The organism is Paenibacillus sp. FSL R5-0345 (assembly GCF_000758585.1).
Lineage (GTDB): Bacteria > Bacillota > Bacilli > Paenibacillales > Paenibacillaceae > Paenibacillus_AQ.
On record NZ_CP009281.1, the window covers coordinates 6,511,337 to 6,538,296 of the forward strand.

Genomic DNA, 26,960 nt, shown 5'->3' on the forward strand with positions numbered 1-26,960 from the left:
CATACCAGACCTTAAGGGGCTGCTTTTTTATGGCATCATAATTACATAAAATTTTAGAATGAATGGAGTATTCTAAGTTACAATAGATAGAACCTTATCAACATAAACACCTTCGGCGTCCTAATAAGGACGGCAAGCGTTTAAACGAGAAATATAAGACATAAAGTATGGTCTGAATCTTATAATTTTTTATCTTTTAATAAACCTAAAGGGGAGAACCTCATGCCGGAAGAAGCCGGAATCCACGAGTTACTGACGCTCAAGACAATTGCGGAGACCTTAAATAGTTCCAATGAGCTCAAACCGATGCTCGATACAGTTATGGGCAAGCTGTTAGACCTAACGGGAAATACAGCAGGCTGGATCTTCCTGAGCGAAGAGAACATGGAGTATGAATGCGCCGTAGATCGAGGTTTGCCGCCAGCGCTGCAACGGGATAATAAACAGCCGATGCAGTGTGGAACCTGCTGGTGCTTAGAGCGCCTATGGGACGGACGGTTAGAACAAGCAGTCAACATTCTAAACTGCAAGCGGCTGAGTAATGCCAGGCAGTATAACTGGGGGGATACTTTGGGAATCACCCACCACGCCACCATCCCGCTCCATTCAGGCGATCGCTACTTAGGGCTTATGAATGTAGCAGCACCGGGCAAAGCGCATTACGCCGACAGCGAGCTTGCTCTACTGCAATCGGTGGCCTTGCAAATTGGCAGTGCCATTGAACGCATGCAGCTATACAGCACTGAGCAGCGCCGGGCCAATCTGTACGCCAAATTAGGCGAATTCAGCGCAGCTTTAAATCTCACGGCTAGTGAATGCATCTCTCCAAGCATTCTGGTAGAGAAAACTACCGCCCTGATTGTCCAATATTTCGATTGGCCTTTTGCAGCGATTATCGGACAACGAGAGGAGAAATTCGAAGTACACGCAGCCGCTTATGCAGCTAATATAACACCTGAAATAGCCCCTTTTGAGCTCTCAGATTCCTTTAAGAATCGTCTAGTAGATATCTCGCAAGGACACCGCTTTGCAACATTAACCTCTGACGAGGAACAGGAAATTACGAAATCTTGCTGTTCTGAACAGCCTGATAGAGAGCGAGTTGTAATGCTTGCCGTCTCCTTTCGGCAGATTACCGTGCAAAGCTCAGCCATTCTACTCATCGCCTCGCCTAAAGCACTCGCCTCGGCGACCGCAGATGGAGAAGTACTCGAAGCGATCGCTGAGCATATTTCAGCTACGCTGGAAAGCGTACAGCTCGGAGAGAAGCGCCGAGAAATCGCTCGTCTAGACGAGCGGAATCGACTGGCCCGTGACCTGCATGACTCGGTGAATCAGATCCTGTTCTCCCTCTCAATGACAGCCAAAGGTGTGGAAAGTATGCTGAAGCAAGAGCACACCTCCCATCCGGCCGCTGAGGCTGTCCGTGATATACAAGAGCTCTCGCAATCTGCACTCAAAGAAATGCGCGCTTTAATCATGCAGCTTCGTCCTGCAGGGCTGGAAGCCGGGTTGTTGACCGCGCTTCAGGCCCACGGTCAGCAACTAGGGCTGCTGATACAGACTGGGCGAAGCGGCGTTCTCGAGCTCCCTCGCAATATTGAAGAGGGTCTACTACGCATTGGTCAAGAAGCACTCAATAATGTGCGCAAGCACTCCGGAGCTTCTAAAGCTGAAGTATCTCTGCATTTGAACGCTACCGAGGTGATACTGAGTATCATCGATCAGGGTAAGGGCGGCGCCAAACGGCGCTGTAGCACAGACACCAATGAATCTATCGGGCTGCATATTATGAAGGAAAGAGCCGAGGCGCTTAATGGCCATTTTTCTATTCACAGTGAGGAGCATCAAGGTACAACGGTTGAGGTAACCATCCCTTTACCATCAAATTAACATGAAGTCGGGTGATCAATAAATGACGATAAACTTATTATTAGTAGACGACCATGCAATGGTACGCCGTGGGCTGCAGGTGTTTCTCTCCACACAACCTGATATCAAGGTTATAGGTGAAGCCTCCAACGGCCGTGAGGCGTTAGAAAGAACCGCCGAATTGAATCCGGATGTTATATTAATGGATTTGCATATGCCCATTATGGACGGCATTGAGACCGCTCAAGCACTGCGGATCTCCCATCCGCAGGTCAAGGTCATTGTGTTGACCTCATTTTCGGATCAGGACCATGTACTGCCAGCAGTCCGCGTAGGGATTAAAGGCTATTTACTTAAAGATATAGAACCAGAAGCGCTGGTAGTCGCTATCCGCAAGGTACATAACGGGCAAGTCGAGCTACATTCCGAGGCTGCCAGTCAGCTGATGAATCTAATGGCAACTTCTACACTAGAGCAATTGGAAGTCCGTACTTCAGATCCAAACGATCCAAATACAACACTAGCTGCTATCACCGGATTAGAGCTCCTTACTCCACGCGAGCAAGAAGTATTAGATCTAATTGCACTCGGCATGAGTAACAAAGAGATTGCCAGCAAGCTGGTCATCACCGAAAAGACCGTTAAAACACATGTCAGCCATGTACTCGGAAAGCTAAACTTATCAGATCGGACTCAGGCTGCTATTTTTGCATTAAAAAACGGCTACAGCTCATAGCGACTCAGCTCATCTACAACTTTAGTCTTAGACGTTCAGCACAATGGCTGAGCGTCTTTGCTATGCAGGTTCATTCCATGTGCTGATTTCAATAAATCCCGATTCAGCTATCATTGGTGTATAGCAATCACCTTATAGGAGTGGATACAGATGAAAGTGATGATCCTGACAGGCAGTAATCGAAAAGAGGCGACCAGCACAAAGCTGGCAGAGCATGCCGCACACTTTATTAATCAGCAAGGTGAAAAAGTCACCCTGTTCGATCTCCACAAACGCCCGCTCCCCTTTTATTCACCAGATGAGTCCCACCCAGAGCATGAGCATTTAAGCACCCTCCATCAAGAGATGCTAAGCGCGAACGCAATCATCCTAATTACCCCGGAATACCACGGCTCCATGAGTGGTGTGATGAAAAATGCGCTGGACCATCTAGGCCAGACCCATTTCAACGGCAAAGTGGTACTGTCCGCCAGTTCTGCAGGCGGAGCTGTAGGTGTAAGCTCATTGCTTCAATTACAGGCGGTTGTACGCAACCTACATGGGATTAATACACCTGATTGGATTTCCATCGGCGGGATGCAGCGTAAGCGCTTCGAGGTTGGATACGATGGGTACGAGGGCGGCCAAGAGATTGAAGATCGCATTCGTCTAGTCTTAGAATCATTCCTAAATTTAGCTCGCAAAATCAATAGCCCGGCAGGTGCCGCCCTATGATCAAAGGACTGTTTGAAACCCATCTGAACGTGACTAACCTTGAACAATCTTCTCATTTCTATGAACATGTTCTGGGACTACCCTTAGCCCATTCGGAGAATACTGAAGGCCGCAAGCGGCGATTTTACTGGATTGGAGAAGATCGTAATCAGGCCATGCTCGGAATTTGGGAGAAGGCACCTTCCGAGGTCGTGCGTCAGCACTTTGCTTTTCAAGTAACGCTTGAGGATTTGAAGCAGTCGGTATCCTATCTGAAGGCCAAGGGGATTGAAACCTCCAACTTCCTGGATGATGAGAAGGAGCAGTTATATGTATTTGGCTGGATGCCAGCCGTATCCGTGTATTTCAGAGATCCAGATGGTCATTCCTTAGAGTTTCTAGCCGTACTGCCTGATCTGCCCAGACCTGAGCTAGGAATCGTACCATGGAATGAATGGGAAATCGCGCACGAAAGAACCTAGTAGTTATAAATAAGATACAGGCTAAGCCTGCAAAAGGAGACAAGAACATGATTAAAGGACTATATGAAGCACATTTACCAGTGAGTAATCTTGAGGTATCTATTGAATTTTATGAGAAATTGGGATTAAAAATGGCTTGGCGAGATGAAGAAACTGCATTTTTCTGGATTGAGGAAGGTCGGAGCTGGATTGGCATTTGGGAAGGAAAGGAAGTAGAAACGCCATACCATCCATCCTTACGGCATATTGCCTTTCGCGTAACTTATGAGGATTTGAAGCAATCCCTGCAGTGGCTGCAATCCATTGGAGTAGATGCTGTGCCGTTCCGTAATCGAACTTCCGTTGAGCCTTTTATCCGAGCTTATCAAGGAAATGCCTCTGTATACTTCAACGATCGGGACGGCAACAGCTTAGAATTCATGTGCCACGTAGAGGTTCCTGAACATTTGAAGCATATCTCAGAGAATATCACCTTAACAGAGTGGGAGAAATTGCTCGATCAGAAATAAAATACTCCAACAAAAAAACAGCTGCCCACCATCAAGGGTCCAGCTGTTTGAGTATGTTAGCTGCTTCTATTTAACCATCTCTAGCATGGTTTTAGTAAAGGCTGTTACTTAATCGTGATGCCTTTCTTCATAGCCTTCATATCTGAATTCGTGTTCACAAGCATTGGCAGTATCTTCATACTTCTAGTCATGGGAGAGTTACATTGCCAGCAGGTAGGTACATACTGAAATGCAAAATTATCGCGCATCCACCCGGTGCAACCTTCCTTGGTACAAGACCAAATGGCTGTGTCTTCCTGTGGAAGATCCTCCAGTGCTTTTTTACGAAAATACATAAATACCCCTCCTTGGATCGAATCGAGACGATTTCGCCACCCTATTAGGGGCAGATTCATATGTTCAAAAAATAAAAAAGCTGCCCTCAACTTGTGTTAAGGGCAGCCTAATTTTCGAATTACAGTTTTACAACGTTTTCGGCTTGTGGTCCACGAGCGCCTTGAGTTACGTTGAACTCAACGCGTTGGCCTTCGTCCAAAGATTTAAATCCGTCGCCTGTGATTGCGGAGAAGTGTACGAATACGTCGCTTCCACCTTCAACCTCGATAAAACCAAATCCTTTGTCTGCATTAAACCATTTAACTGTACCTGTTTGCATGATATTACCTCCAATATTTTATTTAACACATGTCCTTTTATTCCTACGTAGTGTACGAACAAATAAAAATTCACACATTGGAAAAGGACTCATACGCACAAATGATAACCTTTTACAATATGTGAATTAAGGGTTAAATTTATGATTAATTTCATTGTACCACACTAAATCACTAAACGCAATGCAAATGCCTATTTTTTTCATTCCGGCTCTATATCCTCTTGAACAAAAGGCTTTAAAGCCGGACATATGCAAAGCTTTAATCGATATATCCTGCCAAACCTTTATCCATTAAGTAATCCATCTCCGCATCAAGAATCGTCTCAACTGTGATTTCATCCAGCTTCACATCGCGCTGGGAAACAACATAGTCAACCAGATCATCATTGTCGATGTCTACCTCACCTTTGGCATTGGCCTTCGCGTTATTGATAAAGGTCTGTTCATGCTTTAATACTAAACGTATTAATTTAGGATCTACTTTAGTTTTGGCAGATAATACGGTTACTAATTCCTGCTCGTTTAATTTGTCACTCATTTTTTAAATTTCATCTCCCTACAATTATTACACATCATTTTAGCATATTTCGCGCTTTAACGCGTCATTACACGAAGTACAGCAAGCTTTTTTAACATATTTCATAACACCATAGTCTAAAAAACGTTCCACTTCAAGTAAGTTATTTAATAAAAACAGTTGTGAGGAACATTGACTTGTGCCAAAATATAAAAAAAGTGTTGGACCAAATTGAATACTAGAAAAGGCGGTTGAATTCATGAGCTCAGTATCTACCCAGCAATTAGACACAAACAGCAACAAGGCACATCGTTATATCGAAGACGTGTACGCACAGGTTGTTGCACGCAATCCTTTTGAGCCCGAATTCCATCAGGCTGTAAAGGAAATCCTCGAATCTTTGCTTCCGATCCTCGCTGCTGAACCTAAGTATCAGGAAAATGCCATTCTGGAAAGATTGGTCGAACCAGAACGTTTGATTATGTTCCGCGTACCTTGGACGGATGATCAAGGCAAAGTAAGAGTGAACCGTGGGTATCGTGTACAGTTCAGTAGTGCAATCGGGCCTTACAAAGGCGGACTTCGTTTTCACCCATCCGTTAATGCTAGTATCATCAAATTCCTCGGCTTCGAGCAAATCTTCAAAAACGCTCTTACCGGCCAACACATCGGCGGAGGTAAAGGTGGATCCGACTTTGATCCTAAAGGGAAATCCGAAGGCGAAATCATGCGTTTTGCACAAAGCTTCATGACTGAATTGCAAAATTACATCGGTCCTGACCAAGATGTTCCTGCAGGAGATATCGGTGTAGGTGGTCGTGAGATTGGCTACATGTACGGACAATACAAGCGGATCCGCGGAGGATATCCGGCTGGCGTATTGACTGGTAAAGGTATTGGTTACGGCGGAAGTCAGGCTCGGACAGAGGCTACTGGTTACGGAACAGTTTATTTCGTAAACGAGATGCTGAAAGCAAAAGGCCTTTCCTTTGAAGGAAGCCGCGTTGTTGTTTCCGGTTCTGGTAACGTAGCGATCTATGCGATTGAAAAAGCAGTTCAGCTAGGTGCAACAGTCGTAGCTTGTAGTGACTCCGCTGGATATATCTATGACGAAAACGGCATTAACCTCGAAACTGTCCGCCGCCTGAAAGAAGTGGAAAGAAAACGGATTAGCGAGTATGTGAATGAACACCCTAACGCTGTGTATACCGAAGACTCCACGCAAATTTGGACTATTCCTTGTGATATCGCCCTTCCGAGTGCTACTCAGAATGAGATTGATGAAACCATGGCATTGAAACTAATTGAGAACGGTGTTAAAGCAGTAGGCGAAGGTGCCAACATGCCATCCACCCTCGAAGCTATTCATCAGTTCCAACAAGCTGGAGTGCTATTCGCACCTGCCAAAGCTGCTAATGCTGGCGGCGTAGCTGTATCTGCGCTTGAAATGGCACAAAACAGCATGCGTATGTCTTGGAGCTTTGAAGAAGTTGATACGAAGCTGCATGAGATCATGGTTTCCATCTATCAACAATCTGTAGATGCATCCGAGCAGTATGGACAGTCCGGCAATCTCGTTGCAGGAGCGAACATCGCTGGATTCAAAAAAGTAGCCGATGCTATGTTGGCTGAAGGTGTAATCTAATCAAGCATAAACAAACGGCGTTGCAATCCTAAACGTCAGATATACGAAGTCCCCGTAACCGGTGAGTAAGCAGCCGGGTACGGGGACTTTTTTGTACAACTATGATTTCCAACCTGGGATTTGCCGCAAATCGCCATCCCATATAGAATACGTACTCTTCACAACCATATTAGAAGGCGAAGAAGCCGTGTGTATATAGCAGGAATCTATGCCTACCTTCAGAGCACCCTCAATATCCGTACGAGGATCATTTCCAATCATAATAGCTGAGCTCAAATCCGCTTCATATTTGTCGACTAAGTAGCTGTAAAATAGCGGATCAGGCTTACTCACCCCTGCTTCCGAAGAGATCGCAATGCCATCGAATAGATGGATGATTCCTAGCATAGTTAATTCTGCTTCAATGAAAGTCTTCTGCCCGTTGGAGAGCAGGAATACTTTTTTGCCACGTTCTCTTAACGTTTGTAGAATTTCAGCAACACCGTCATATAGAGAGATATGGACCATCGATAATGTCCGCAGCCATCTAACGGTTTCATATAACCATACTTGATCCGGTTCTCCGCCTAGTTGACGGGCCACAGACCGAAACACTTCCTCCATTACGAAATCCGGATACTCACAGCTCCGTGCGGCTTCACTTAGCTGAAGATCCCGCTCCTGTAGAAACCGTTCTTGCAGTTCTCCCCCTGATATAGAGAGTCCCTGGTATCCAAAATGGAGAGCCAGCCGTCCCCACACCTCAGAATGCTCCTCATCTGTCTTAATATCAATTAGCGTACCGTACAGATCGAAAATATAAGTCTGATACATCCCCGTCTTCCTTCCTATGGTTCACTTGGTAGTCTACCCCTTAGTCACATTCTCCGTTGCTGCCTGCCCCTCCTCCATTTTGTTCGATACCTTTTGATAAAGATAGGAGATGCCAAGCAGGCAAATTCCAAAGCTGGCATAAGCGATGATTTTACTTCCGGTATTTAGTAGTCCCAGATCGTATAGCAGCAGCTTACCTGTTGCCATTAATGTTAATCCAAGACCGAAGCGTCGGATGTACACATATCTTTTGCGGAAGCCGTACATGATGAACAGAACTGCTATTAATAGATAAACGAGACTAAATATTAATCCCGCATCACTCAATTGCAGCTGTACCCCTAGAAAAGCGGTGATGATTCCGAGTAGATACACTCCCATGAAGACAGGGTAAATCTCCATGCTTTTATACTCACGTTTAAGTACGGTGATCAGCAGATCACGTCCGCTAAACCATACGAAGATATTAAAGATGATAAGTACACTCAGCGCGATATAATCAGCCCCGGTATTACGTGCAATATCATTCTGCAGACTTGGCAGGCCCACTGTAATCACCAAGCAAATAGCATAACCTATCCCAAAGAGAAGTCTCACAAAATATTTAACGATGGTGTCATACAACACCTTCACCTTCGGCAATACATAGGCTAGAACAATAGTTAACAGAGCAGACAGCAGCAAATTATAGAAGGTTCTATGTGAGAAATCCTCCGGTACAGCCAGACGATACAGTCTTCTCGATTCATACAATCCATAGATCCAGAAATTCAATAACGCTGCGTATTTAAACCATAGGGCTAAGGTGATTTCGTATGGCTCACTGCGCTGCAGAGCATCCTTGCGGTTATGTTGAACGGCATACCATACGGCGATAATCAGCATGCCTGCAGTAATGAAGAAATATTTTAGCGGAAAATAAGCGTCTGCAGAATTCATCCATTCATTGGCTATATCTAACTGCATCGGTACATTTAGTCCGAAGAACACCACAAGGCACAGCGTCAAAATACCCCAGCCTGCCTTTTCCATCCCCTTAAACCGATTCAGATTACCAAACAAGGTAAGCACGACGCCTTCAATCAACCAGCCAATGGACCACCAAGCCGCTCCGAATTGGAAAGGAATCATTAGAATACCGAAGGTCAACGAAGTAGCGTAGAACAGCAACATGCTTTCTTTTTCCTGTGGCATTAGCTTCTGGATTCCTCGTCCAAGCCCTAGATACAGCAGACAGAAGACCAGCGCCAGCGCACCGTTGTAATCCTCCAGCCCTGCATCCAGGAATAGAAGATACAAGGTGAGGCAGCTAATAAACGTATTGCATCCTAATAGAGAGAAATCCCACCAAGACAGCTTGGAGCGATACTTGAACGGGTACCATAACGTAATGCCCAAATACATGGCAAAAGTCAGTATCGCATAAATCATATTCACTCCGTTGCTATCTGATAACGCTATTAATATCAGCATGGAAGGTGTATTAAATAAGTAACTGATATAATTGACAACGTTCCAACGTTTGCGGAAGGAGATCAATAGAATGAACAAGTTTAATAGAAACAAGTAACCCATCGCCACGTAAACCGCATTGCCCGAAAGACCGAATGCCCCCAAATAAGAGTATAGTGGCAAATACCCTCCGATTAAGCCCAAAGCACAAATACTTCGTGATTCATACCTTAGAGACAGAAGTACAGCAGTTAAAGTGATGAGTACGGATAAGGATAGCCCTACATAAATACTGATAATATCCAGTAAAAAATAGCTATAGAACACAGAGCCGTACAGCACTGAAATTCCGCCGCCAAGCAGCCCTAAAGCGAACGTCCCTTTACCTTTGCGATACAGCCACTCCCCGCCCCCTAACATCAGTAATCCTAATAGAAAAAAGGCGCTCCCCTTCATATAACCTGTGAACCAGTTGGAATAGGAATATCTGAATGCCGCTCCCACGGCCAAAATCAGCAGCAGGATCCCAAGTTTGTTAATCCAGCCAAGTCCGATCTTCATTTCGATCTGATTTTGTTTTCTTCGACGCTCCAATACTTCTTCACTGATCTCTTCTGAGGCAAAATCATGTAATCCGTTATCCATGCTAGCGTTCTGATGAATTTCGGATTCCCTCAGCTTTTGTCGCTGCGCTAGTACACGCTCATTCAACTCCGCCGACAACGCTCCAATCCGGCTGGATAACTCTACTTTATCCTCCCCGAGCTGCCTCGAAGCTGTTTGGTACAGCTGCTGAATGCGACGCTTCGTCTCCATTTCAAAAGCCGTCAGCCGGTCTGTATGGGCAAGGCTTTTAGAGGCAAAATAAGTCTGCAGCTTCTGTCTCGACAAGCTAAGAATGCCAAGCTTCTCATTTAAGATTTGTTCCGTTAGTGTAATTTTTAGCTCGGTATTCTCTTCTTGAAGCTTCCCTACCTGAGTCTTTAACTCAACTAAAGCAAGCTTATGTTTCTCATGTTGCTTCTTCAAGTGTTCATTCTCATTGACCAGATCGTGACTTTCATATTCCGCAATCAGAGCTTCATATTCTTTAATAAGCCCGTCCTGCTGGACCTTCATAAATCTAAGTCGATCTTTGAATGACTCCATAGCGCCTCCTAATGTGAGCTATTGTTAATATTTCCATTTTACTACAAACGGAACGGTCTCTTGCTCTTTTTATACAAAAAAACTGCAACATATTGGAGAGATGCCCCGTCTAGATAATAACAACACTAACAAATCAACTTAAAAAGGAGCTCACAACTATGAACAACACCTTAAAAACAAGTATGGTTCTCTTAACTTTGTCCCTAGCACTTTCAACAGGAGCAGCTTATGCCGCACCAACCACAACTTCTGCAAAAAATGATGCTACTCAAACCTCTGTTAACGCTAATCAAAAGACGTTTGCAATTGAAATCAACGGTTCCACTCTGAAGGAAACTGGCTTCCAGACTACAAATGGAAAAGAGCCTATGGTGCCACTTCGTTCGGTTAGTGAAGCACTCGGCTTCGAATTAACTTGGAATGGACAAACTAAATCCGTTGATCTTATCAATGGTGCTGTATTCACTACAGTAAAAGCCGGAGAAGATCGCTATAGCATCAATAAAATGAACACTACGCTTGGAACTGCACCACAATTGGTTAACTCCATTTTGTATGTTCCAGCTTCCTTTGTAAGTGAAATTATCCATCACAACATGACAGTGAAGGGAGATTCCATCGTGATCACTGATGCTAATCAGCAAGAGCACATGACCAAGACTGGCGTGATTACAGCTGTCAATAATGAGGGTAAATTCCAATCCGTTCAGATTCAAGGTGTTGGCACAGATGGCATCGTACTGAATGTAGGTGAAGATACGACTATCGAAATGGCAGACGGTACTAAGCTTGCACTGAAAGATCTTCAGATCGGTATGACCGTAAAAGCTGAGCATTCCATGATCATGACCATGAGCTTGCCGCCGCAAACTCCAACTTACAAAATCACTGTTCTAGATGAGCAGAAACAAAATGATCTTCTGGGCACTGCTGGTGCCATTGAAGAAGTTCAAAAAGACGATGAAGGAAACATCAGCATCACCGTTAAAGGCAATGGTCTTAGCGAACAATCACAAAAAGAAGTAGTCCTTCGCATTAGTAAAGATACTGTGCTAATGAACCCTGATGGCAAAGCTGTAAACAGCAGTGAGCTTGTAAAAGGTGCAAAAGTTATAGGATTCTACAGCCCTATGCTGACTAAGAGCCTGCCACCGATTGGCACCGCTGTTAAAGTCGTAGTAGATTCCGCTCAACAATAAAAAGAATAACGTTATCAACCATCCTAAAGCTGTCCACTGGACAGCTCGCACAAACTAAACAAGCGCGCGCCAATACTCCATTGGCGCGCGCTTGTTTGATTTTCTAGAATCTATCACCTTATGCATCACTCGTTAGGATTAATTGCATCAATGCTAATAAACGATCTAAGTTAATGGGCTTGCTGAGATAATCTGTTGCACCCGCTTGTAAGATTTTAGCCTTATCTTCCTTCATCGCCTTCGCAGTCAGTGCTATGATTGGAATTCTTTTCCTTGTCGGCATTTGTCTGATTCGAGTGATAGCCTCATATCCGTTCATTACCGGCATCATGATATCCATAAGAACAATATCTATGGATGCAGATTGCTCCAGCGCATATATGCCTTTCTCTCCATCAGTAGCTGTTGTTACCTGCAGTCCACGCTTCCTTAACGTGTTAGATAACGCGAACAGATTTCGCTCATCATCATCCACAATTAGAACATGCTTATGATTTAACGAGGTGAAGTCACTACCTGTATTCTCACTAGTTGCAGCGGCAAGAGCAACCGAGCTTTCTTCCTCCTGATTAAGTTCTACTTTCTCAGCAGTTTCTTCAAGGCTAGGGTCCTGAAGCTCCAATGGTAAATACACCGTAAAGACACTACCCTTTCCTTCTTGACTCTCCACTGTAATCCCACCGCCGAGCAGTGTTGCCAGTTCTCTGGATATGGATAACCCAAGCCCAGTTCCACCATATTGACGCTCTGTATTTCCATTGGCCTGTTGAAAAGCCTCGAAAATAATGGACTGCTTCTCATGAGGAATTCCAATTCCAGTATCTTTGATAGCGAAAGCAATAAATAACCCAGTTTCCAAATTCCCCAAACTCAGTAATTCGTCTTTAGTCGCTAAGCGTATTTCAAGAGTTACTGAACCTTTAGCTGTAAACTTAAATGCATTGGACAGCAGATTTATAATAATTTGCCGTACCCTTTGCGCATCCGAATAAAATAGCGGAGGTAAATCCTCCCCGAGTTGTATATGAAAAGGAATCTCTTTTTTGCGAGACAGCTGGCTGAAGCTTTGAATCATTGCCTCCGGGATCTCCGTTAGATTTATCGCTTCAATTTCAATATTCAGCTTCCCTGCCTCAACCTTGGACAAATCCAAAATATCGTTAATCAGCGTTAGCAGATCTTGTCCCGAAGAATGAATCGCTTGTGAGAATTCAATATCCTCCCCGCTTAAGGCTCCCGACTGATTCTCCATGAGAAATTCGGAAAGCAACAGTATGCCATTAAGCGGGGTTCGGAGTTCATGAGACATATTAGCCAGAAACTCCGATTTATATTGGGAGCTTTGCCGCAATAACTCCGCTGATCGAGCTAGTTCTGCTTGAGCTTTTTCAGCCTCTAATGTCTTTAGTTCAGCTAAGAAATTCTTATCTTCCAGCTTTCTATTCGTTGCATGTAATGACTCTGTCTGGATTTGTAGCTCCTCAGACTGAGTTTGTAGTTCTTCGGTATACACCTGAAGTTCTTCGTTTAAGCGCTGGGATTGTTCCAGAAGCTGATCAATTCTCATACTGCTGATCGTACTGTTAATCGCAGCACCAAATGCATTAGAAATAGACTCCAGGAAGTCGATCTGCGGCTCCGTAAGTGGAGAAAAGGTGGCGATTTCTACCACAGCAACGACCTCACCCGAAAAAGAAACAGGAAGTAATAAAAGGGATTTGGGAGCAGAAAGGCCCAACCCGGATTGAATGCTAATATAATTTTCCGGTAGATCCTGAAGATGCATTAAGCGCGCTTCTTTAGCACATTGACCAACTAAGCCTTCTCCGATTAGAAATGGCCGATGATCTGTAATACCGCTGTTTCCAGCATACGTAGAAGTTCTATTTAGCAAGTCTCGATTATGATCTTGCGTTCGTATGTATAAGGCACCATATGGATAACCAATAACTTCTGCAGTTTTACCTAAGAAGACATCTCCTAGTTGTGAGACGCGTGTGATGCCCTGATACCTTGATAGTAAATCATTAGCATGATCCTGCATCCATATTCGTTCTTGCTGCGTGTCTATCAGATGATTGGTAGCGACGCTAAGATCCCTGATTTCATCATTCGTGGTAATCTCGACCCTTGTCTTCATGTCATCCGTCGAATTTAAGCCCGCAATCGTACGGGTAACCTTACGAATCGTACTAACGATGGCATGTGAAATCATCCACGAGGCGACCAAAGAAGCAATAGCAATAACCGCCCAAGCAATATAGAGGAGCTCCAGCAGCAATTTGTTCCGATCGGCCTGTCCAGATATCAAATCATTAGTGTTCTGATTCATCGTCTCGCGGTAAGTATTGATCTGATTACGAATCTGGTCCATTTGCTCCTTACCATCATCCGAATTGAAATATCGTAAGATTCCAGCTTGCTGTCCCTCTTTTTTCAATTCGATTATATAATCCCCGGACTGCTTGATCCACTGCTGGATACTATTTTCGATGCCTATCAGACGCTGATGCTGCAAGGAATCATTAGCAGTCAGCATGGAGAGCTCATCATAATTCGCCTTCCATTGCGCTTTCCCCAAATTGTAGGGCTCCAAGTATTTATCATCACCGGTGATAATATATCCTCGTTGTCCCGTTTCCATATCTAGAATGTTCTTCTCGATCTGATTAGCCAAACTAGTTATCTTTCGGTCCTGATGGGAAATAAAGCTGGTTTCCCGCTGCAGCGCATTGATTCTATCATGCATGACTATCACGAACCCTAGCAGGCAGATTACGATAAAGACTGTAATGGATAGAATTTTATACTGCAAAGTAAATCGATGCTTTTTCACAAAGTGCCTCCATCCTGTCTTCTAACCATAGCCCCTTACCTAATCCCCTTTATTTAAGGCTCTTTACTCTTTCACTAGTACTCCGCTAAGTCTTCTATATGGATTTTTACTGCTTCTAAATTAAACACTTTTTGATACGATTGAAACACTTGTCTATTGGGCCATAAAAAACCTCCAAGCTTACACACTCCTCAATGGAAACGAGTCAGAAATGGAGTGTCTACTTGAAGGGAATATTGCAATCTCTATTAACAAATACAAGTCTTCTTCTTCACACCAAGCTTTCCAGCCTGTTCAACCTTAGCAATATAGTCTACAGCGAGTGGTACTTTACATGCGGTTGGTCCCATATGCACTTGGACCTTTCCAATGCTTGCAGCAATCTGCGTGGCCTCATCATACAGTTCGGTTACGCTGCTGCCAGCAATAATTACAAACATATTCATCGTGTAACGAACTCGATTCCGTTCCTGATGAATGGTTGTTTGTATTTGCTGTAATAGCTCTCTGATCTCAGCGATGTCCAGCAGATCATCCGGCGTAACTGAAATGTAATTTCCATAAGTACTCCAGCCGCAAGTAGCCACCATTTCATCCGAGGAACGAATCCACTCTCTGGCGAGCTCCAATGCGAATGGACTCTCTGCGGCGACAGAGGCTACCGTATATTCCGCTAAAGCAGAGCAGTAAGCTGCCTCTACCCAGCTTTGAAGCTCTTCCTTCGTAAGCGTCTTGGGGTCAATTGTAAGTCCTGCTAAATACATCGCATCATAATTACCCGTCTGATACAATGCGCGAGCCAGACTTTGGTCTTTCTTGATATCCTTCACCAGCTTCTTCATGTCCCCAATTCTTACTCCGAATAAAGGCTCCTTAGCACCATGTCGTATAAAGGTACGCTTTGTCTGCTCTGTACCCATTTCCTCAAGCTTACTCATCACTTCATTAATTGTCAGATTCATTAGGACACCCCTTCTTCTTCGTTGCTCAGCACGCAGATCTGGCTTCTCGATGTTCCCTAGCCCTTCACCGCTTCTCTTAAGACAGGTTCACGACCCAGCGTCACTCTATTCTTGCCCGTATTCTTAGAACGATATAACGCTTCATCTGCTTCTCGATATAAATCTTCAAAGGTCACTTCTCTACGCTCTGTAAAAGAAATGCCAATACTTGCGGTAAGGTGAACTCTATCATATTCGTTCAAAATTATGGTGTAACCACTCATCGTCGTACGAAAATCTTCGGCTTCCTTCAGTGCTGCGCGTTTATCCTCAGCAAAAAAACATACGGCAAATTCCTCGCCGCCGACCCTTCCGGCAATGCCTTTATCTTGGTATACCTGAAGTATTTTATTCGAAAAGTCAACCAAAGCTTGATCTCCCGCCAGATGACCATAAGTATCATTAATTAATTTAAAATCATCGATGTCGAATAATAACAGTGCCAGTCCTAATCCGTCTGGAATCGTTTGATTTTGCACCATTTGCATAAAATGCCTGCGATTATAAAGTCCAGTCAAATCATCTACTGTAGCTTGATAGAGCAGTTCACGTTCATACCGCTTCTTTTCACTATGGTCACTAAAAACGATCAGCATCCCCTTGTTCTCTGTTGCCCGATGCTCCGTCGCAATCAAAGAAACGCCATAACAAATCTCTCTCATTCCAGTACATTCAATCTCAAACTGCCCTTCGGTTCTTTGGCTATAATGAGCGCTGATGTCCTCGTGATCCCTCATAAAAAGATCAATATCCTTCCCCATCCAGGTCTCATGCAATATCCCGGTAATCTCCAATAATATGGAGGTCGCAGCCTCATTTATACCAATGATTCTATCCTTCTGATCTGTTAGAACTACGCCGTCTTTCATATGCTCTAAGATTTTAATTTTAGTTAAAGGGTAGCCCGTAGATTTGGGGTCAATGAACAGACACAAATAAGCCGCTATAATTGCGGGTAAATAAGTGAAGGCTGTAAAGCCTGTAAGCGTGATCTTCAAAAGAGGAAGTAAAAAAACGGAAACAACCGGAACAAGCAGCCCAGCCAGCAGCAGGAAAGAACGCCGCAAAAAGGCTCTCGGTCTATTGATCAAGGAAAGAGCCAGCAAGCAGACCGCATATAGACCAAAAAGCTGATCATAAGCAATAAAAGCCATGCTAAGGAGCGTAGGCTTTACAGTAATTCCACTAACACCCGCAACAGTGGCAATGCCCACTTCACTACGCATTAGATGATGATAGGTATCCGTAAAAATAAGCAGTATATCCAAAGCAATAGGAATCGAAAAAATAGCAAGCTTAATAGGTAGGCGTTCCGTGGATGGGGACAAATATTCTTTGACTACAGCATAAGTAAATAGCGCACTTAAAAAAAGCGGAGCCTGCTGCATATTCTTCCACCACAGCTTAGCCTGAAAAGAGGATGACATAATCTCCCCCGCCGTCGCAATAAACATGAGGCTAACCAGCAGCATTAAGATCCACAGATAGCGTCTTCCTGCCGACTTCCGATGTCGATAGGAGCTTATAGCCATGTAAAAGCTTAGAACACTGCCCATTAATAAGTAATACGGATATGCTTGAATCCACGGCATGCCATATTTCCCCTATTTTTCAAGTCGCTTCTATCATTATATCCTAATCGAACCTACAATTGAATCGACAAAAAACAGTAATTCTACGATTTGAACTTCACTCGATGAGAGAACATATACTTTCTGGCCAAATCCTTAAATGTTGTTTTATCTTGTTCTGACTGAAAATATCGCTTAGGGATAATCAGCGCTCTATTAGAAGACACAAAAAACACGAACAAGCTCATCGTTTCGCCTATTTTATGTATCTCCTCCCATTTCACTTGCCCGGAGCCCGCCTCGGATACGTACTTTATACCTTCGTCTGATATGGAATAGCTCTGAGGCTGCTGGGCTAAGCTGTCTGTAGCGAAAGCTTTTTTAGATTTTTTGACTAAACTTGATTTGGTCATATACCATAAAACAGCAGCAAGAATCACCGCAGTCCCAGCAAGGACTGAAATATTCGTAGTACTGTAATTCTTAGTAATTAACAGTAAAATCACAAAATAAGCAACCACACTGAAAGAGTTAAGTATAATTCGACTATTCAAGCTAAACCATAGGTTAAACTCCTGAACGTCCTCACTCTTAAGAACTGTATCTACTTTTATTTCATTTTCCATTACCGATCGCTCCCCTGCCACTATCGAAATTTATCAATTCCATTCATTTTAACATGTCTGAACACAAAAAAGGGACATCCCTGAAGCGATCGCTTCTAAATGGGTTGTCCCTTTTTAAGAATATAAGAATTTGCTGTCCGTAAGGATTCTTATTTCTTTTGTGCAAGACGTTGTTTGAACTTGTCAACACGGCCGCCTTGTTCTGTATCTCTTTGTTTACCAGTGTAAAACGGGTGGGATGCGGAACTTGCGTCCACGCGGATAACAGGATAAGTGTTACCATCTTCCCATTCCATTGTTTCATTGGATGATTTTGTAGATGCACTCAGGAATTTGAAGCCTACGCTTGCATCCATGAAAATAACCTTGTTGTACTTAGGATGTATGCCTTCTCTCATTCTGATCGTCCTCCTTCTGAACAAATTAGTGGAGCCTTTATGGTAAATTAACCAAATGATCTGTAGGTTTATATATAAGCATAACCTAATAAACGTAGGAAAATTCGTAAATCTTACGATTTAGACCACCACTCCATCATACGTGAAATCGACATATAAAGTCAACTAATATCCCATATTCCTTATATTCCCTCGAAGTCAAGCAGCTTATACATCATACTCCAGCTGTTTTTTAGCCTGAACAATGAAATCCAGCGGATTCTCAATAGTGCCCGATTGATACTCTACGGCACCGATTTTAAGACCGAGGCTGACTTTATACTTTTTGACAAATTCAGTGTCATTAAGCTCTTGAAGCTTCAATTTAATCCGATCAATCACAATCTTTGCTCCATCGCTATCAGTGAACAGCAGCAGGCCCCATGTTGCGTCATCTTTGTCTAGTAAATACAGTGCATCATTGGTACGAATGCTCGCCTGACTGAGCTGAGACACGTCGTGAATAGCCTCAGCCAGCTTATCTTCGGGAATGATACGTCTAATCTCATTCCAGTATTTCACTTTCACTACAAGCAGTGTGAGTGGAATCTGATATCGAGTCGAAATGCCTGTAAATAAGGTGGCATCCTTCTGAAAAGAAATGCTGTTTCGCAGATCTGTGTTCTCGTCGATGATAGCCATATTGGCAGTCTTTTTCTCCAAACGTTGATTCTCAGCCTGTAGCTCTCGGTTGCTTAATGTAAATATCCATAGCACCACCGTTAACAATGGGGTCATAATTAGCCAGAAGTACGTGTTCATTCCAATGGTTTCACCCAGAGATATCGTCTGATACATGGTGTAGAATCCGTAAGCAAATATAAACACTAGATTCAAGACTAACCCTGCGGTCACCGTAGTAAAGTACGTAACGATCGCCAGAATAAAAGCTACATTTAAAATGATAATATTCTGGATATAATCATCGGGTGCCCCTGAAATAAAGACAATACAAATATATAGAAGCACCAGGAACGATAAGAGCGCAATATCTGAAATTAAACCGCTGCGATTACGTCTCACGCTTATCACCACGTTTCTTCATATGTTTACGAAGCAGCAGGATCAGCGATAGAATCACCAGCGTCAGCACTAGTACAATTACGATAATGAAGCTCAGTACGTCTGTCCGTTCCGCTATTTTCTTAACCACGGAATCCTCTGCTGCTCCAGTAATGATCTTGAAACGGTGCGCGTTGACATTACCGTCTTTATCCACGATAACCCCATCGCCAAACACCTTCCATTTGTCCCGCTCTGTTGCGATCAGCTTCGTCGCCAAGTAGTACTCTTCAGAGTCAACTGCCGTAACAGCAAGCAACCCTCGTCCAGCCTCAAATGGTGATTCAATCAACTGCAATGTTCCGATTTGCGCTCCATATTGCTCTTCAATACTCATCTTCTCGTTGGAACGGATCGCTGATCCGCTCCCGTTATATTGAAAATAAAGCTTATCATTATGATCACGGATAATCTTATTATTCTTGTACGCGCCTATCGCGATGATATTATTATTCTTCAAATGATCTGCGCTAACGCTATCCGTGTAGAACTGAATGTTCCCTGTATTACCGCTTGCGTATTTTCCAAGCAGATTAAACACATTAGATAAACTCAGATATGCATAATCATCCATTTCTTGTGGCAGAACAACTGCCACTTGATTGTAAATGCCGTCACGTATGAACGGATACGGATAGTTATTAAACAAGAGCTCCGTCCGATCTTTAGTATTAAGACGCATTACAGAATCCTTACTGATATAAGCCCACGGCGTTTGATCCTTATCCAGGGTACACCCGGCACCCTTCAGCTCCAAATCAAAAGCTACTGTCACCGTAAAATTACCGGAAATATTCAAGTTTTGAGGAACTGGAAGCTCCAGCTTATCGCCATTCGCCAGCTCTTTGGTCAGCTTCTTGCTGCCAATGGGTGTGTTGTTGATGCTGACCGTCATTAATGAACGGTCGAAATCTAAATTCTGTGCATAACGGAAATCGAATCTGATTCTGCCTGAATCTGCAATCGAGCGGTTAGAGGGCAGTGAAACAAAGTAGGTCTGCTCCTGATGACGTGCCCCAGTGAGTTTATCACCCGTTTCTGTAAACGTAATATTGGAGCTAATCGAAAGGGGTGGTGCAGATACTTCTGTAGCATCATCGACCACCTTTAAATCACTGCTGATTTGACCCAATAACTCTTGATTCGCAACAAAACGGCCTGCTTTAATCAGTAAGTTCTCATCCTTCGAGGTTACGACTAGTGTGGGCTGAGTATCCTTATTCACTAACTGCAGTAATGCATGTGTACTTAAATCTTCAGAGGTGCTTAGCTGAGCCTTTAGCGCATTTGGTACTCGGTCATACATAGCTACCAGCACAACCGCAGCTTTATTCTTCACCGCATCTGACCGGTAGGGAAGCATTGGAATCGTTCTATTGTCCAATGTATTCCCCTTCACAAGCCCGGAGAGCGCATAAGTAGCCGACTCCAATTCTGCCCCTGTGCTTTTATCCGGTACGGTCAGAATACTCTGATTCTTCGTTAAGGTATCTATTCCAGAGAAACGATCGCTAAAGTCACTGATCCCACCAGTCAAAGGCTTTGGCGTATACAATACGTTAATGCTGGATGTATTAAACAGACGAAGCCAATTATCATAATCATAATCGACAGTACAAGATAACTCATCTGTATTGCTCGACTGTAAATAGCCCTGAATACCAAGCGTATTGGTCCCCTTTTTCAGAAGCTCTTTGGGGGCTTGAAGGACCAGCTGTTGTTCACCGTTGTTCTTTAGAGAGGGTCTAAATGTATAGAATGGGCTGCCATTTAGCGTTAAGGTAACGCTAGAAATCTGCTCCTTGGTAATTTGCGAAATTTGAAAGTGCAGGTTAATTCTGATCTCATCCACATTCCAATAATCCATAACCTCAAAATATTGCTGCTTAGTACTCGAACCCTTTAGCGCAGTATCCGTCCCCGTGAAAGAGGTTGTGTATGTTAATCTTGTATCCTTAGGCGGGGCCTCGGCGGCTGCAATATTCATTTGAATTAGAAAAAGAGAGAGGCAGGTCAACAGTATAACCATTTGTTTTTTCATCATCATGTTCTGTTTCTCCTGTGATCACATATTTCTCATATTACTTCTTTGTTCGTTATTAATAGCGCTCAGTCTTATACCACTTTGCTTCTCTTTTGAAGATGAGGTCTTTGGCATAAAGATATAATCCGTAAGCAGCGACAACCATCCACAGCTGACAATAGGAGATGTACATCAACATTACGATCCATAAATTGGACAAGCTCATCTCGCCCTTCTCTGTCGTCAACGTTATAAAAGTACCTACAACGAACAGAATAATGGCGAGCAACCATAGAAAGTTACTAAGCCCAGCAATAGTAGTATGTACATAGCCCAAAGCATGCAGGATGAGCAGCACATCGGAGGTGATTAACGACAGCAGCAATAAGAAGTAAATGGCTAGAAAGTAAAGAATATCGAATCGGACTTTAGCAGCGGATTTATCGAAAAGCAGGGGGATATTTTTGACAATGACATAGATATTGCCCTTGGCCCAGCGCGTTCGCTGCTTGAACCAGACTTTTAAGGTCTGAGGCTCCTGCTCCCAGGTGACGGATTTCGGCTGGAACTTGATCCGATAACCCATCATATAAATTCTGAAGCTGATTTCTGTATCCTCGGCTATTGCTTTAACATCCCAGCCGCCGATACTTTCTACAATAGACCTGCGCATAATAAAATTAGTGCCGGGGATGGTGCATAGCTTGAACAACTTCCAGCGTCCTGCTTGCGCCATCCATTGAAAAGATAACGTCTCAATATTAATAAACCGGGTAAGTAGGCTCGCATTACGGTTACGGGTTCTAAATTTACCAATTACCGCTCCGAGGCTAGAATCATTCATGATCTCAGCAACCAGATAACGTAGAGCCGTTTTTTCCGGAGTGTTGTCTGCATCATAAATCGCAATTAACTGCCCTTTGCAATGAGTGAAGCCTATATTCAGCGCATTCGATTTGCCTTTGCCACCCGTAATCGAATCTGTATTAATAACGATCAGCTGGCGACCCGGATTTCGATTTTGGATACCCGCCAGTAGTTCAGCACTGTTATCAGAAGAATTATCATTAATCACAATAATCTCATATCGATCTTCCGGATAATCAAGCGCTAGCAGAGACTCCACTGTCTTACAGATTACTACCCCCTCATTGTGAGCAGGAACCATAATTGAAACCAAAGGATATTCGCCCGCTATCTCTGGTATTTCCTCATTTTCAGATTTAATGTAATATAAATAGCCTGCGATAATGAGGGTCACATTTACCAGCAGCAGAGACCAGATACAGATCACTGCAATCACCATCAGTATGTCTGAAATCGTCATAGGATCCTCCAAATCACGATTAGTTGTCTCATTTCAAATACTTTTTCCTATACATTCGGTATCCGATGATCATTAATCCGCCAAATAGCAGCAGAGAGATCATTATGGCAACTATAAAGAATTGATTCTGTATATTAAAAAGCGTAGTAAAGCTCTTCTTCTGCTCTTCTGTATATCGATAATCGCTATCCACCGTTTCTGGCGTATAGTTTAGACTTAAGGGCTGTCCATTAATAGATATCGTCCCTTCTGATGAAGTGATCGTATTGACGTCAGTAACAACCTGATGCCTCTCTTGCTTATAATCTGCAAAAGAAACCCAGTATTGTTCCAACGTCTTCAGCAGTTCCTCAAGCACTTCCTTATCCTTAGGCATATCCACAGTGATTACCGTATCCATCGGCAGTTCTGGCATCACATTATTGGATGTCTGCAGACCCTGCAAAAAATCAACCGGCACACTATACAAAGAGGATGGAAAGGACTTAGAGGTGTCGCTCTGCTCCATGTAGTCAACATTTTCATCCGGATACAGTATCACGGAATCGAAAAACCCCATCCCCGCCTCCGAGTATTCCTTGTCATACGCCCAGTGCATCTGTGCTCCGATTCCAAGCGGCCCAATTTTGTTGTGCACCAGCAGATTAATGAACGCGTTCATCTTCGCTTGAAGTGAATGATCCATATTACTAGTACTCGTTGAATGCATCGCAACAGGGGCATTGACCAGAATGCTGCCATTATTCGATTGCACTCTTTTGATAGCTACCAAATAACGCTGCATGGCCGGATAATCAGTATTGCTGAACACGGGTCGTATACTTGCGAGAAAAGGAATCCCCACTTGATACAGCCGCTCCGCAGTCTCTGTCAGCAGTTCCAGATCAGAGAAGGGATAGATCTCCTTGATCGCCAAATACACTTTAGGCGTTGACGTGATATGAAGCCAGTCTTTCAGAACATACGCCATTGCCAACGCACTGACATTCGCTTGTTCAAAATACGGAACATACGCATCATCCCCTTTACTCACAGCATAGGGTGCTTGCAGGCCATCTTCCTGGAAGGATAGCTTTCCGAGTGACTCTGTCCCCTGACTCCCGGCAATATAGAGCATATCCTGTACCTTAATTGGAATTTCCGAAAACTGCCCGATCTGGAGATCCGCATTCCCGTCATATATCACATCAGTGGTTAACTGTAGCTTCTTTTTCAGCGAGGCTGGAGGGCTGTATCCGATATGTAAATACTGTCCCTGATAATGCTCCCAATCCTCTACATAAAATTTATTAGTAATCAAAATATCCGCTGCGTTACGGACCATGATCACTTTGGAGTAATGATCCAGCATCCCTTGTTCATATTGATCCAGACCCTTAAGCGTTACCCTGATAGAATAGGACGCCAGCAGTCGCTGAAGTTCAGTCACGTTACCTTCCTTCGTTGTGCCCTTAGCGAGGCTGTCATAGAGCAGTAGAACCTGCTGTGGCGTAGCTGCAGATTGAACAGGTGTAACGGGAACCAGCAGGGCTGTCAGGGTCAACGTCAGTAGCAATATACCGTTTAAGACTCCTCTGATGCTCACACACTCACATCCTTTTGAGGCTTTGTATACGGGCTAGAAGGGATGTTCTTGCTAACCTGCTTAACCTGATTGCTGTTTTTAGAAACTCTGCGCCCAATCACACTGGATAGGGTCAGAAAAGTGACTAAATCAAAGGATAATGTAAATAAGAACTCATGCTTGGAAATATCGGCATCGCCTGCCCCGATAATCGATACAAAAATACCTGAAAGCCCAATGCCAATCGAAGCGACTATCAATACCAATCGCTGCATACCTCTGAAATCACGGGACTTGACCGCTTTTACAAAGGAAGGCATATAGAGACCGATAACAAGCACCATCCACAGCAAAATAAATCCAAAGGTTCGCGGGGCCAGCGTTAATTTCAGTTGACTATATCCGGTGAAAAAGTGGCTCTGTGCTCGAAATTCCTTTCCGACGGATTGCTCGTAGTTCCCCATGGCTGCTGGTTTGATTGAGAATGCACTTTGAGCGGCCACATTAAGAATCGAGTTAAGCTGGTCCGGATTCGTTAAATAATATTTAAGAATGGATACAAATCCATACCGACTGTAGAAATTCTCTTCGAGAAGTGGTGAATTTACGTCTATGGTCACGTACTTCTCATAATGAATGCTGTTCTTCAGAATGGCGTATTGCTCATCCATCCCTAACGCTTTTAAAGCAGCCTCTGGATCTGGTGATTCCTTCAGCACCCCTCGGGTCATAGCATGGAATTGGTTAATGTTTACGAACTCGTTTGAAATATTCAAATACGTGAACACACCTGCGAACAGCATCAGAGCAAGAGACGCCATCGTAAGGATGCGGAAGATCTTATCTCTGCGAATCCAAAGAAGTGAACAGCCCAGTAGAGCAATGATCATACCCACTGGAGCATTCTGCTGCTTAGAAGTAGTCAGGATCAACGTACTAATTACGAATAAGGCCAGCATCGCGTAGTCATTGAATCTTTTTTGATATAACATCAGCCATGAAGCGAACATGAAGATCATCGTGATCATCACAACGCTTTCGCCGTAAAAGGAGTTAAAATAAGCCGTATAACCGGTATCTCCGAATATAAAAATAGCAATACCTGCAATGATGAATCCCTGTTTTCGGGACATCTTCCATGTAATAGCCTCTATTAATAAGTAAATTGCGATTACATATAGAATCGTATAAATCGCCGCTTGAAAGCGGATGTCGAATACCTCACTACTGAAGAACAACTTGTTAAGTCCTATAGCCAGCTTGATAAATAAGGACTGAGAGGAAAATAACATTGCACCATTCTCATTAAAATATTGAAAGATCCCGTATTGCTTCACAAAATAACCAAAGTACTGACTATCATAATCCGGCAGATTGAAATAGAGTCCATTACTATAAATGCTACGGAAAAAGTCACCGTTATCCGCCATTCCGACATACGGAGCTGTGAACAACGCGATGACGGTAATAAGCAGCACTCCAAATGCAGCAAGAAATGCAGGAGAAACCGAAAAATTAGCAAGTGTTATGCTTCGCCTTAGAGGTGTTTTCACCGTGTTGTCCATCATGCAGGTTCACCTTCAATACATTAGGTTTAAGTTAATAGACATAGGCCAATAGTGCCATCAAGTTGTCAAAAGAGTAGGCTTGGCCGCTAGCCACATCGCCGAATCCTCCGTATAATGGGCTACCCACATCTGTTACTCTGAACTCGTTCATTCTTTCAATACTTTTATGGTAGAGCGATTCATCGCCGATTTCTGCGCCAATCATAGCTGTTATGGCATAAATGGCTGTAGAACGGATATCATTCAGCGGCTTACCTTCTCTCGAATATTGCCCATACAACGTTCCAGCTTCGACCTGTTGCTTGATAAAATCAATGCTGGTGGATTTCTCCTGTTCTACCTCTGTTAAGGCTAGAATGGATAAAAGCGACTCTACTGTATTGATGTTTTCTGAACTATATTTTCCGGTCTCATAATTAAACCGTGTCTCATAAAAGGGGAATTCATCCGATAAATATCCGTTTTCCAATATTACGTTCATATCATTCGTCAGCTTCTTGCTAAATTGGCTAGGAATCGACAATTTTCGCAAAGTGCCCAAATTAATATAACACAAAGTGACGAATGTGTTTGTTGAAGAATATTCCATATCGTAGAAATCATAAAGCTTCTCATTTTTTACATTATAATCGTAAAATCTTTCGCCATATTTATCCGCTTCAGCTGTATATTGCGTATCACTAAACTTTTCGCCCGCCTCATAAAGAGCTCGAATTATGCGCAAATCATCTACGGCAGCATTCAAGGGGTATAGCTTCTGCTGTTTGGGACTGTAACGGTAGCTGAAACCGCTGTTCATATCAAAGGTTTGCTTAGCTAGTTGCCATTGTTCCGCAAATCTCTCTTGTTGGCCGCTACGCACAGCTGCCAGCATCTGGAGAGATGCCGATTCACTTAGAACCTCGTGTCCACTCGCCGCTTCCGCCGACTGATCTGTTTCAATAATATTAGTATATACACCGTACTCGCCTGTGAGCTTCGAGGTAATGAACTGCTCTAAGTTAGCTACTTCCTGGGTCTGGGTTACCGTAGTATCATTGTCTGAATCTGCTGGAGCTGGAGAATTGTTATGAACACTATTAGTCGGATTTGGTGCTGCCGTTTTTTCGCATGCCGTTAACCCGATAACGCCTGCAAATATCGCTAGTGCAGCAATGATTACTTTCCTCAAGTGATCACCTCCTCTTAATATTCTCCTATACTGCTTACTGTCTAGTATTATC

Annotated in this window: 23 protein-coding genes; 7 read left to right on the forward strand and 16 right to left on the reverse strand. The window is 43.5% G+C overall.

The window, feature by feature from the left end; all coding sequences use genetic code 11:
- Positions 1–222: 222 nt before the first annotated feature.
- The 5 genes from R50345_RS28740 to R50345_RS28760 all read left to right on the forward strand — a co-directional run bounded on the left by R50345_RS28740 (position 223) and on the right by R50345_RS28760 (position 4,292).
- Positions 223–1,893, forward strand: coding sequence for a GAF domain-containing sensor histidine kinase (locus R50345_RS28740; RefSeq protein WP_042131512.1), 1,671 nt, complete (start codon positions 223–225; stop codon positions 1,891–1,893).
- Positions 1,894–1,915: 22 nt separating this feature from the next.
- Positions 1,916–2,608, forward strand: coding sequence for a response regulator (locus R50345_RS28745; protein ID WP_042131514.1), 693 nt, complete (start codon positions 1,916–1,918; stop codon positions 2,606–2,608).
- 150 nt (positions 2,609–2,758) lie between these two features.
- The gene (locus tag R50345_RS28750) at positions 2,759–3,322 is read left to right on the forward strand and encodes an NADPH-dependent FMN reductase (RefSeq protein ID WP_042131516.1); all 564 of its coding nucleotides are present in this window, start codon (positions 2,759–2,761) and stop codon (positions 3,320–3,322) included.
- Complete coding sequence (locus R50345_RS28755) at positions 3,319–3,783, forward strand: VOC family protein (RefSeq protein WP_042131518.1); 465 nt, start codon at positions 3,319–3,321, stop codon at positions 3,781–3,783. The genes R50345_RS28750 and R50345_RS28755 overlap by 4 nt, the downstream gene beginning before the upstream one ends.
- A 47-nt stretch (positions 3,784–3,830) precedes the next feature.
- Positions 3,831–4,292 carry a VOC family protein gene (locus tag R50345_RS28760; RefSeq protein ID WP_042131519.1) on the forward strand — a complete coding sequence of 154 codons (462 nt, stop codon included), beginning with the start codon at positions 3,831–3,833 and terminating at the stop codon, positions 4,290–4,292.
- A 104-nt stretch (positions 4,293–4,396) separates the two neighbouring features.
- On the opposite strand, the gene R50345_RS28765 is transcribed toward R50345_RS28760, so the two are convergent.
- The 3 genes from R50345_RS28765 to R50345_RS28775 all read right to left on the reverse strand — a co-directional run bounded on the left by R50345_RS28765 (position 4,397) and on the right by R50345_RS28775 (position 5,485).
- Positions 4,397–4,627 carry a cold-shock protein gene (locus R50345_RS28765; RefSeq protein ID WP_042131520.1) on the reverse strand — a complete coding sequence of 77 codons (231 nt, stop codon included), beginning with the start codon at positions 4,625–4,627 and terminating at the stop codon, positions 4,397–4,399.
- A gap of 119 nt (positions 4,628–4,746) precedes the next feature.
- A complete protein-coding gene (locus R50345_RS28770; RefSeq protein ID WP_019914790.1) occupies positions 4,747–4,947 on the reverse strand; it encodes a cold-shock protein in 201 nt (66 codons plus the stop codon).
- Between the two features lie 259 nt (positions 4,948–5,206).
- Positions 5,207–5,485 carry a hypothetical protein gene (locus tag R50345_RS28775; RefSeq protein WP_042131521.1) on the reverse strand — a complete coding sequence of 93 codons (279 nt, stop codon included), beginning with the start codon at positions 5,483–5,485 and terminating at the stop codon, positions 5,207–5,209.
- A gap of 238 nt (positions 5,486–5,723) precedes the next feature.
- Here R50345_RS28775 and gdhA point away from each other — a divergent pair, with 238 nt between their 5' ends.
- Positions 5,724–7,109 (forward strand): NADP-specific glutamate dehydrogenase, encoded by a 1,386-nt coding sequence (gene gdhA, locus R50345_RS28780; protein ID WP_042131522.1) that lies wholly within the window; start codon positions 5,724–5,726, stop codon positions 7,107–7,109.
- A gap of 99 nt (positions 7,110–7,208) precedes the next feature.
- On the opposite strand, the gene R50345_RS28785 is transcribed toward gdhA, so the two are convergent.
- Together R50345_RS28785 and R50345_RS28790 are read right to left on the reverse strand one after the other, a co-directional pair.
- A complete protein-coding gene (locus tag R50345_RS28785; RefSeq protein WP_042131523.1) occupies positions 7,209–7,922 on the reverse strand; it encodes an HAD family hydrolase in 714 nt (237 codons plus the stop codon).
- Positions 7,923–7,955: 33 nt separating this feature from the next.
- Positions 7,956–10,523, reverse strand: a complete 2,568-nt coding sequence (locus R50345_RS28790) for a DUF2339 domain-containing protein (protein ID WP_042131524.1) — start codon at positions 10,521–10,523, stop codon at positions 7,956–7,958.
- Positions 10,524–10,681: 158 nt separating this feature from the next.
- Here R50345_RS28790 and R50345_RS28795 point away from each other — a divergent pair, with 158 nt between their 5' ends.
- Complete coding sequence (locus R50345_RS28795; RefSeq protein ID WP_042131525.1) at positions 10,682–11,722, forward strand: stalk domain-containing protein; 1,041 nt, start codon at positions 10,682–10,684, stop codon at positions 11,720–11,722.
- A gap of 118 nt (positions 11,723–11,840) precedes the next feature.
- Here R50345_RS28795 and R50345_RS28800 read toward each other — a convergent pair whose 3' ends face one another.
- The 11 genes from R50345_RS28800 to R50345_RS28850 all read right to left on the reverse strand — a co-directional run bounded on the left by R50345_RS28800 (position 11,841) and on the right by R50345_RS28850 (position 26,908).
- Positions 11,841–14,558 (reverse strand): CHASE3 domain-containing protein, encoded by a 2,718-nt coding sequence (locus R50345_RS28800; RefSeq protein ID WP_042131526.1) that lies wholly within the window; start codon positions 14,556–14,558, stop codon positions 11,841–11,843.
- Positions 14,559–14,806: 248 nt separating this feature from the next.
- Positions 14,807–15,514: a DNA alkylation repair protein gene (locus R50345_RS28805; protein WP_081954288.1), complete on the reverse strand. Its 708-nt coding sequence runs from the start codon at positions 15,512–15,514 to the stop codon at positions 14,807–14,809.
- Between the two features lie 62 nt (positions 15,515–15,576).
- The gene (locus R50345_RS28810) at positions 15,577–17,151 is read right to left on the reverse strand and encodes a sensor domain-containing diguanylate cyclase (protein WP_042131528.1); all 1,575 of its coding nucleotides are present in this window, start codon (positions 17,149–17,151) and stop codon (positions 15,577–15,579) included.
- A gap of 83 nt (positions 17,152–17,234) precedes the next feature.
- Positions 17,235–17,756 (reverse strand): YcxB family protein, encoded by a 522-nt coding sequence (locus tag R50345_RS28815; RefSeq protein WP_042131529.1) that lies wholly within the window; start codon positions 17,754–17,756, stop codon positions 17,235–17,237.
- A 149-nt stretch (positions 17,757–17,905) separates the two neighbouring features.
- Complete coding sequence (locus R50345_RS28820) at positions 17,906–18,154, reverse strand: type B 50S ribosomal protein L31 (RefSeq protein WP_042131530.1); 249 nt, start codon at positions 18,152–18,154, stop codon at positions 17,906–17,908.
- 207 nt (positions 18,155–18,361) lie between these two features.
- Complete coding sequence (locus tag R50345_RS28825; RefSeq protein WP_042131531.1) at positions 18,362–19,216, reverse strand: diguanylate cyclase domain-containing protein; 855 nt, start codon at positions 19,214–19,216, stop codon at positions 18,362–18,364.
- Positions 19,206–21,302: a cellulose biosynthesis cyclic di-GMP-binding regulatory protein BcsB gene (locus tag R50345_RS28830; protein ID WP_042131532.1), complete on the reverse strand. Its 2,097-nt coding sequence runs from the start codon at positions 21,300–21,302 to the stop codon at positions 19,206–19,208. The genes R50345_RS28825 and R50345_RS28830 overlap by 11 nt, the downstream gene beginning before the upstream one ends.
- 52 nt (positions 21,303–21,354) lie before the next feature.
- Positions 21,355–22,605 (reverse strand): glycosyltransferase family 2 protein, encoded by a 1,251-nt coding sequence (locus R50345_RS28835; RefSeq protein ID WP_042131533.1) that lies wholly within the window; start codon positions 22,603–22,605, stop codon positions 21,355–21,357.
- Between the two features lie 28 nt (positions 22,606–22,633).
- Complete coding sequence (locus R50345_RS28840; protein WP_042131534.1) at positions 22,634–24,190, reverse strand: hypothetical protein; 1,557 nt, start codon at positions 24,188–24,190, stop codon at positions 22,634–22,636.
- Positions 24,187–25,737, reverse strand: coding sequence for a glycan biosynthesis hexose transferase WsfD (gene wsfD / locus R50345_RS28845; protein WP_052414769.1), 1,551 nt, complete (start codon positions 25,735–25,737; stop codon positions 24,187–24,189). Before wsfD ends, R50345_RS28840 begins: the two co-directional genes overlap by 4 nt.
- Before the next feature lie 31 nt (positions 25,738–25,768).
- On the reverse strand, positions 25,769–26,908 hold the full coding sequence (locus tag R50345_RS28850; RefSeq protein ID WP_042131535.1) for a glycosyl hydrolase family 8: 1,140 nt from the start codon (positions 26,906–26,908) through the stop codon (positions 25,769–25,771).
- Positions 26,909–26,960: the final 52 nt, after the last annotated feature.